This window comes from Leptospira vanthielii serovar Holland str. Waz Holland = ATCC 700522, from assembly GCF_000332455.1.
In the GTDB taxonomy this organism is placed as follows: domain Bacteria; phylum Spirochaetota; class Leptospiria; order Leptospirales; family Leptospiraceae; genus Leptospira_A; species Leptospira_A vanthielii.
The window spans coordinates 1-6,787 of sequence record NZ_AOGY02000071.1 but is presented as its reverse complement, the minus strand read 5'-3'; the positions used below and the strand labels follow the sequence as shown (position 1 = coordinate 6,787).

At 35.5% G+C, this 6,787-nt stretch carries 10 protein-coding genes; all 10 read left to right on the top strand.

Annotated features, from left to right (window positions below; translation table 11 throughout):
• Positions 1-270 precede the first annotated feature (270 nt).
• The 10 genes from LEP1GSC199_RS17740 (at position 271) to LEP1GSC199_RS17695 (ending at position 6,655) form a co-directional block, all read left to right on the top strand.
• Positions 271-954: a hypothetical protein gene (locus LEP1GSC199_RS17740; RefSeq protein WP_039927327.1), complete on the top strand. Its 684-nt coding sequence runs from the start codon at positions 271-273 to the stop codon at positions 952-954.
• A gap of 195 nt (positions 955-1,149) precedes the next feature.
• Positions 1,150-1,992 carry a hypothetical protein gene (locus LEP1GSC199_RS17735; protein ID WP_002989042.1) on the top strand — a complete coding sequence of 281 codons (843 nt, stop codon included), beginning with the start codon at positions 1,150-1,152 and terminating at the stop codon, positions 1,990-1,992.
• A gap of 567 nt (positions 1,993-2,559) precedes the next feature.
• The gene (locus tag LEP1GSC199_RS17725; RefSeq protein WP_332307945.1) at positions 2,560-2,865 is read left to right on the top strand and encodes a type II toxin-antitoxin system HigB family toxin; all 306 of its coding nucleotides are present in this window, start codon (positions 2,560-2,562) and stop codon (positions 2,863-2,865) included.
• Positions 2,862-3,263 (top strand): helix-turn-helix domain-containing protein, encoded by a 402-nt coding sequence (locus LEP1GSC199_RS17720; protein WP_002989027.1) that lies wholly within the window; start codon positions 2,862-2,864, stop codon positions 3,261-3,263. The genes LEP1GSC199_RS17725 and LEP1GSC199_RS17720 overlap by 4 nt, the downstream gene beginning before the upstream one ends.
• A 223-nt stretch (positions 3,264-3,486) precedes the next feature.
• Positions 3,487-4,011: a hypothetical protein gene (locus tag LEP1GSC199_RS17715; RefSeq protein WP_157356650.1), complete on the top strand. Its 525-nt coding sequence runs from the start codon at positions 3,487-3,489 to the stop codon at positions 4,009-4,011.
• Between the two features lie 322 nt (positions 4,012-4,333).
• Complete coding sequence (locus tag LEP1GSC199_RS17710) at positions 4,334-4,594, top strand: type II toxin-antitoxin system HicA family toxin (protein WP_002989040.1); 261 nt, start codon at positions 4,334-4,336, stop codon at positions 4,592-4,594.
• Positions 4,591-4,944 (top strand): type II toxin-antitoxin system HicB family antitoxin, encoded by a 354-nt coding sequence (locus tag LEP1GSC199_RS17705; protein WP_002989029.1) that lies wholly within the window; start codon positions 4,591-4,593, stop codon positions 4,942-4,944. Before LEP1GSC199_RS17710 ends, LEP1GSC199_RS17705 begins: the two co-directional genes overlap by 4 nt.
• A gap of 240 nt (positions 4,945-5,184) precedes the next feature.
• Positions 5,185-5,766, top strand: a complete 582-nt coding sequence (locus LEP1GSC199_RS17700; protein ID WP_002989037.1) for a hypothetical protein — start codon at positions 5,185-5,187, stop codon at positions 5,764-5,766.
• Positions 5,767-6,090: 324 nt separating this feature from the next.
• Complete coding sequence (locus LEP1GSC199_RS21045) at positions 6,091-6,336, top strand: type II toxin-antitoxin system RelE/ParE family toxin (RefSeq protein WP_083901974.1); 246 nt, start codon at positions 6,091-6,093, stop codon at positions 6,334-6,336.
• Between the two features lie 16 nt (positions 6,337-6,352).
• Complete coding sequence (locus tag LEP1GSC199_RS17695) at positions 6,353-6,655, top strand: HigA family addiction module antitoxin (protein ID WP_002976056.1); 303 nt, start codon at positions 6,353-6,355, stop codon at positions 6,653-6,655.
• The last annotated feature ends 132 nt before the right edge of the window (positions 6,656-6,787 follow it).

Here is a 6,787-nt window from a genome sequence, read left to right as displayed (position 1 = left end):
ACGCCACGTATATTTTGGACTATTAAATTCCTTAGTGAGAAAAAACAGGCAGCAAGCCAAACTTAGCATAGGGCACAGCAGATAACAGCGCGGAAACGCTTCGCTTCGGGACGAGCCCTCGCTTGGGCTGCGCCACATAGGCTTCTGGCACTCGTTTGCATCCGCAAACTACGTGCCAGTCCCTAACGTCCCGTTGGGACTCAGGGCCAGCCTACGTCGGTTAGCCTAGTTCGTTATGCGTAATTTTTCAAAAAATAACTAGAGAAAAATATGAAAATAATTTTTACAATAATACTTCTATCAATTTCTTCCTGTGCTTCACTAACTCTAGTTTCTCCAGGTATTACTTCAGAGCATCGGTTAAACAATAACTCTAGTATCAAATTTGAAGAAGCTGCATTTTATGGATCTAACTTCTACCAATTAAACTCTTTCTACATTGAAAATGAGAATATAAATCTAGTTTTAAATGACCCAAATAATATTTTAAATTCGAAGTATATGGAAGATTTTGAAAAAAATATTACAGAAAATGATTTTCTGCTTCTGACAGAAATTTGTTTTGATGAAGAAAAATTTAAAGAAAAAATATTAGATCTAGATCTTTATGATTTTGAATTGAACGGAAATATGTTTAATGAAAAAATTGAATTCATTTACCCATATTCATATATTTCGAAAGGAAATAGATTTAATCTAGAAAGACCTTTGTTGATTCACGATAATTATCCTAATCAACATAAAGTAATCAAAACTGCAGACAACTTCGTTACTTGTTCAAGATCTATTCTAAAATTTAAAAAAGACTTCCAAATTGAAGGAAAAAATATTCTAAAAATCGTTACTCCAAGAAAATCCAATATTTACTTTCAATTCCATATCAAAAATGGTAAATTTGAAATTCAAAATATAGAAGAAATGGATATTAAATTAAAAGTCAAAAGTGAAGCATGAAAAACTACGCATAACAGCGGGGAAACGCTTCGCTTCGGCACAAGGCCTCGCTTGGGCTGCGCCACATTTCCCTTCTGTCACTCGTTTGCATCCGCAAACTACGTGCCAGTCCCTAACGTCCCATTCGGGACTCAGGGTCGGGAAACGTCGTCTCCCCTAATTCGTTATACGCCATTTTAAAAAAGGAACACAATTATGACGCTACTCATTTCTTGGATAGGAGTTGATCAAAGGAAAGAATCTTCTATTTATATTGCTAGTGAAAGCAGAATTAGCTGGAACAACGTTGAAAATAATTTTATCGAAAAATATGATTACGCTCAAAAAATTTTCAGCTGCCGAAATCACCCGATCATCATTGGCTTTTGTGGAGAAGTTATTTTTCCGTTAATAACAATTAACCAAATTGCCCAATTAATAGATCAAGGTTTATTTTACAATAACAGCTTTGATTCTGCAAAGAAACGCTATAATCTATTCTTCGAATTTTTATCGGAAAAAAGACTATTATTTCCTTCAAAGACGAAATTTTCTGGATCATTTCAAATTCTATTTGTTACAAGGGATCAAGATAAGATGAATTCAAAATTCTTTATCAGATTAATTGAATACTCCGAACATGAAGGAATTGGAAAATGGAATGTTGCTGAACCTACCTATAATGATCATTCGGAGAAATTATTTACTTTGGGAAGTGGTAGAAATGAATTTTTGATAAATTATGAAAATTATAAGAACAGTAAAATTCGGAATACTACTCGATCTATTTTTCAATGCTTTTGTGATACACTAGAGAACATCAAAGATCCAGCTTGTGGTGGCCCTCCACAACTTGCCGGTATTTATCGAATACAAAACGGACGAAATTTTGGAATTATTTATAATGAAAATCGTTACTTTTTAGGTGCTCATATAGATAGATTAAACGAATTCTCAGAAATTGAATGGAGAAATGACTTATTTGAAAGAGTTGATCCTCAAACTAAAGAAATTTTGTCTGGAGCACAAAAGCAACCAAATCCATTAAAATATTATTGATTAAAAGCAACAAAAGTAATATATTATCATCAATTAACAAGCTTTATTGCCTTAAAGCAACTCTCCACGCTCCCCAAATTTTGATATGGGAGTGCGAGGTGCTAAGGCAGCTCTACCAAATAGAGCTGCCAAGTGGAGTGTTTCTTTAATGCAATAAAATGTTTCATTGCCAAAAACAACAATATCAAAATCTTTAAAACGGCGTATAACATCGGGGAAACGCTTCGCTTCGGCACGAGGCCTCGCTTGGGCTGCGCCACATTCCTCTCCGTCACGCTTCTCGCTCCGCAAGAAGGCGCGCCGACGCTAACGCCTACTTACCGCTACGCTTCGGCACAAGGCCTCGCTCGGCCTGCGGCAAATTCCCCTTCTGGCATTCGCCTTGCTTACGCAAGCTACATGCCAGTCCCTAACGTCCCTTCGGGACTCAGGGTCGGGGAACTTCGGTAAGTCTAGTCGTTAATTGCAATAGGTTAAATCATACAAAAAAAGCGCGGCCGAAATTGCAAAAAACTAAATTAACGGATAACCAAAAAATTATTTGACATATCTCATTTTGAGATACAAATGGCAATGGTGCACGTAATCAGCTGGAAGAAATTAGATGATTTTATCATTAAACATCCTAATTCTGAATCTTCCTTAAAGAGCTGGTATAAAATCCTTAAAAATACTAGCTTTAAAGATTTTAATGAATTAAGAAAACTATTTAATTCTGTCGATCTGGTTGGAAATCTTACCGTTTTTAACATTAGTGGAAACAACTTCAGGTTAATTGCAGCTATTCACTTTAATACTCAGAAAGTTTTTATTAGATACATTTTAACTCATTCAGATTATGATAAGGGGAAATGGAAAAAGGAGATTATATGATTCTAGAAATTGAAAAAATTAAGAATGTTTGGCATGACCTAAAAGATATTCTCTCCGTTCCTCATACTGATAAACAATATAAAAAAATAGTGAAAGTTTTAGATGAACTTATTGATGAAGTTGGAAATGATGAAAAACATCAATTAGCTCCGCTTCTAGAAACTGTTGGAAATTTGATCGAAGAATATGAAAACGATCATTACATACAGCCCAATGCTGAACCAATCGAAATTTTAAAATATCTAATGCAAGAAAAGAACTTAACACAAAAAGATCTAGCTATTCTGGGTAGCCAAGGTGTTGTTTCAGAAATATTGAATGGAAAACGAGAACTAAACGTAAGGCAAATCAAAGCCCTTGCAGATAAATTCAAAATCTCTCCTTCTGCTTTTATTTAAACTATATATTTGCAACTTCGGCTAACAGCAACTAACCGCTTCGCTTCGGGACTTCGCCCTCGCTTGGGCTGCGCCACATAGGCTTCTGGCACTCCCCTTGCAGTCGCAAGTGTCGTTCCAGTCCCTAACGTCCCGTTCGGGACTCAGGGCCAGCCTACGTCGGTTAGTCTAGTTCGTTATACGCTATTGTGCAAAATTAAATTAAAGAATAATTTATTAACAAATGAGTGAAAATATAATGAAAAATGATGATGAAATTCTATACGGAGACGAATATACACCCGATTTTTTTGATGAAGATCCCAGGATTTTTTATACACTAATTTATGCTCTTTCGCGAGCAGGAGAAGAAGAACTACTTTCTAAACTGGAAGTTTTAGGCGAAAAATTAGAAAATGACGAGGAACTATATCTTCCCGAGTTTAAGGAACTTATAACGGAAATTATCCTAAAACTACGAACAAAATATTCTACAACAGACATTTTTACAAAGAATTATCCAAACCCTGACGTTGAAAAATTAATGCTTCGATTTGAAATTCTTCATTTAATAGATCAAATTGATGAAGAAGAGGAGTCGAAATATTTAAAAGATGCAGCCGATTTTCTAAAATTAGCATCAAATGACTTCCACACTGCAATTGAAAAATGGGATGCTACATTAACTACATGGGAAGATTTAATTGTAGCTCATATAATTGGAGAAAATGAAGATTTAGAAGAAGACGCCGATATCAATAACACTTGATATCATAATAATTCGGAATTGAAAAATGCACAACAGCGTATAACAGCGGGGAAACGCTTCGCTTCGGCACAAGGCCTCGCTTGGGCTGCGCCACATTCCTCTCCGTCACGCTTCTTGCTCCGCAAGAAGACGCGCCGACGCTAACGCCTGCCCTGCAGGCTCAGCTAAGAGGAACGTCGTCTCCGCTAGTTCGTTATGCGACATGAGCTAAAACTTTATTCTATTACAAAAAGCTATATAGAAAATGTAAAAATTAAGAAACTACAAGATTGCAACTGATTTCTAGTTGCTTTTCTGATGCCCTTATTTAGACTAGCAGTAAGTGTCCAAAAAAGATAAACTTTTAGCTAGAATTTTAACTAAACCAAAGGATTTTACTTACGATGAACTCAGAAAACTTTTAAATGGGTTTGATTACATTGAAGATAATTCAGGAAAATCTTCTGGTTCAAGGGTAGCATGGATACATGAAAAGGGAAAACATGTGATTCGTCTTCACAAACCTCATCCTGGTAATATTTTAAAATCCTACCAAATCAATCAAATTTTAGACGAATTAAAATCTGAAGGGTATATAGAATGAAAGATCTAATGGAATATAAAGGATATCTTGGGTCAGTGCATTTTGATTCCGAAGATGAGATTTTCTATGGAAAAATTGAAGGAATTGAAGATTTAATTTCTTTTGAAGGTAAATCTGTTAATGAAATTAAAAAGGCATTCATCGAATCTGTTAATGACTATCTTGAATTATGTTTAAAAGCAAAGAAAGATCCAGAAAAGTCTTTTAAAGGTTCATTCAATGTCAGAATTCCTACAGAACTTCATAGAAGAGCCTATCGAAAATCATTGATAGAAGGAATTTCCTTAAATCAATTTGTTCAAAAAGCAATAGAAAAAGAAATAAAAGAAGAAAAAGCTCACGTCGCATAACAGCAACTAACCGCTTCGCTTCGGGACGAGCCCTCGCTTGGGCTGCGCCACATAGGCTTCTGGCACTCCCCTTGCCTGCGCAAGTGTCGTTCCAGTCCCTAACGTCCCGTTCGGGACTCAGGGCCAGCCTACGTCGGTTAGTCTAGTTCGTTAGCCGAAATTCACAAATTGAAACAATAAAAAAGAATTTAAAACAATATGCCAAATTATCAATATACGGAAAATCAAAGGAGATTTTTTATGAAACTATTACTGCCACTTATTCTTTTCTTTATTGGTTGCGCAAGTATCCAAAAACAGCAAAATCCAATCATTGATATCAATCTAAAACTTCCTATTTCTATAGAGTGGAAACTCATTACGGATAAAAACGAACAAAACGAATCTTTAAAAGAATGGATTCCTAGCGATAAAGATATCCAAAACGTTGAATGGATCATCGTTAAGCAATCATTCAGAAATACAAGCTCCGCTTACTCTTTTCTAAATTCTGTTCTAAATCTTGCAAAATCAAAATGTACTGACATTTTAACAAATCCGCCCCAACAGATTGATTTAAACGATTACGAAAGTTATACCGCTAGATTTATGTGTTCTCAACAAATTGATAAAGACTATGGAACTATCACTGAAATGAGAGTTATTTCTGATAACTCAAAAATCTTTGTTGTTACTAGCGAACGAAGACTTCCTCCTACTACAAAAGCTGGGCAATACCAATTCAAAAATCCTATGGAAATCGTTGATTTTTCTAAAAAAAATAAAGAATCTACGGATTTTATTAGAAATTCGATCGAATTATGTAGTTCCAATTGCAATTAATTTATCATTTTTAATCTTAAATTCGAAAACTAAAAATGAGTCAAAAGTGAACTTCGGCTAACAGCAACTAACCGCTTCGCTTCGGCACAAGGCCTCGCTCGGTCTGCGACACATAGGCTTCTGGCACTCCCCTTGCCTACGCAAGTGTCGTGGCCAGTCCCTAACGTCCCGTTCGGGACTCAGGGCCAGCCTACGTCGGTTAGTCTAGTTCGTTAGTTGCAATTGGGTTAAATTTAAGATTAACTATTACAAATTAAATGATTGACTACTATATCTGCAGTAGAGATATAGTAGGAATGATTCTTTCTTTCGGAGACAGAGAAAATATTTAACCAAATATTCTCAAAAAGGATTCCTCCGGAAATTCAAAAAAAAGCTCTTACGAAACTTATCTTAATTGATAATGCAGAAAAAGAGGAAGATCTAAAATCACCTCCCTCTAATAGATTAGAAAGTTTAAAAGGTGATTTATCTGGATTTTATTCTATTAGAATCAATGATCAGTGGAGAATAGTTTTTAAATTTGATCAAGGAAATTGTAAGCAAGTCTCTGTTACTGACTACCATTAGAGGATAATACTAGAAGATGAAAAATAACAGAATCCCGACTCCTACTGTTGCAGAAATTTTAAAAGAAGAATTTCTTGAACCTATGCAAATCACTCCTTACAAATTATCAAAGGAACTTCATGTTTCAACTTCTACTATCTTAGACATTTTACATGGAAAAAGAAAAATAACCGTCGATATGTCTTTACGATTATCCAAGTTTTTTGGTATGTCTGAAAAATTTTGGATAAATTTGCAAACAGATCTTGATATTAGAGAAAAGAAAGAAAAATTAAAGACTAAATTAGATTCTATAAGAACTCTAAAATTATCTGCTTAGTCAAAAACCCAACTGCAACTAACAGCGACTTACCGCTACGCTTCGGGACTTCGCCCTCGTTCGGGCTACGCCAAATTCCCCTTCTGTCACTCGTTTGCATCCGCAAACTCCGTGCCAGTCCCTAACGTCCCG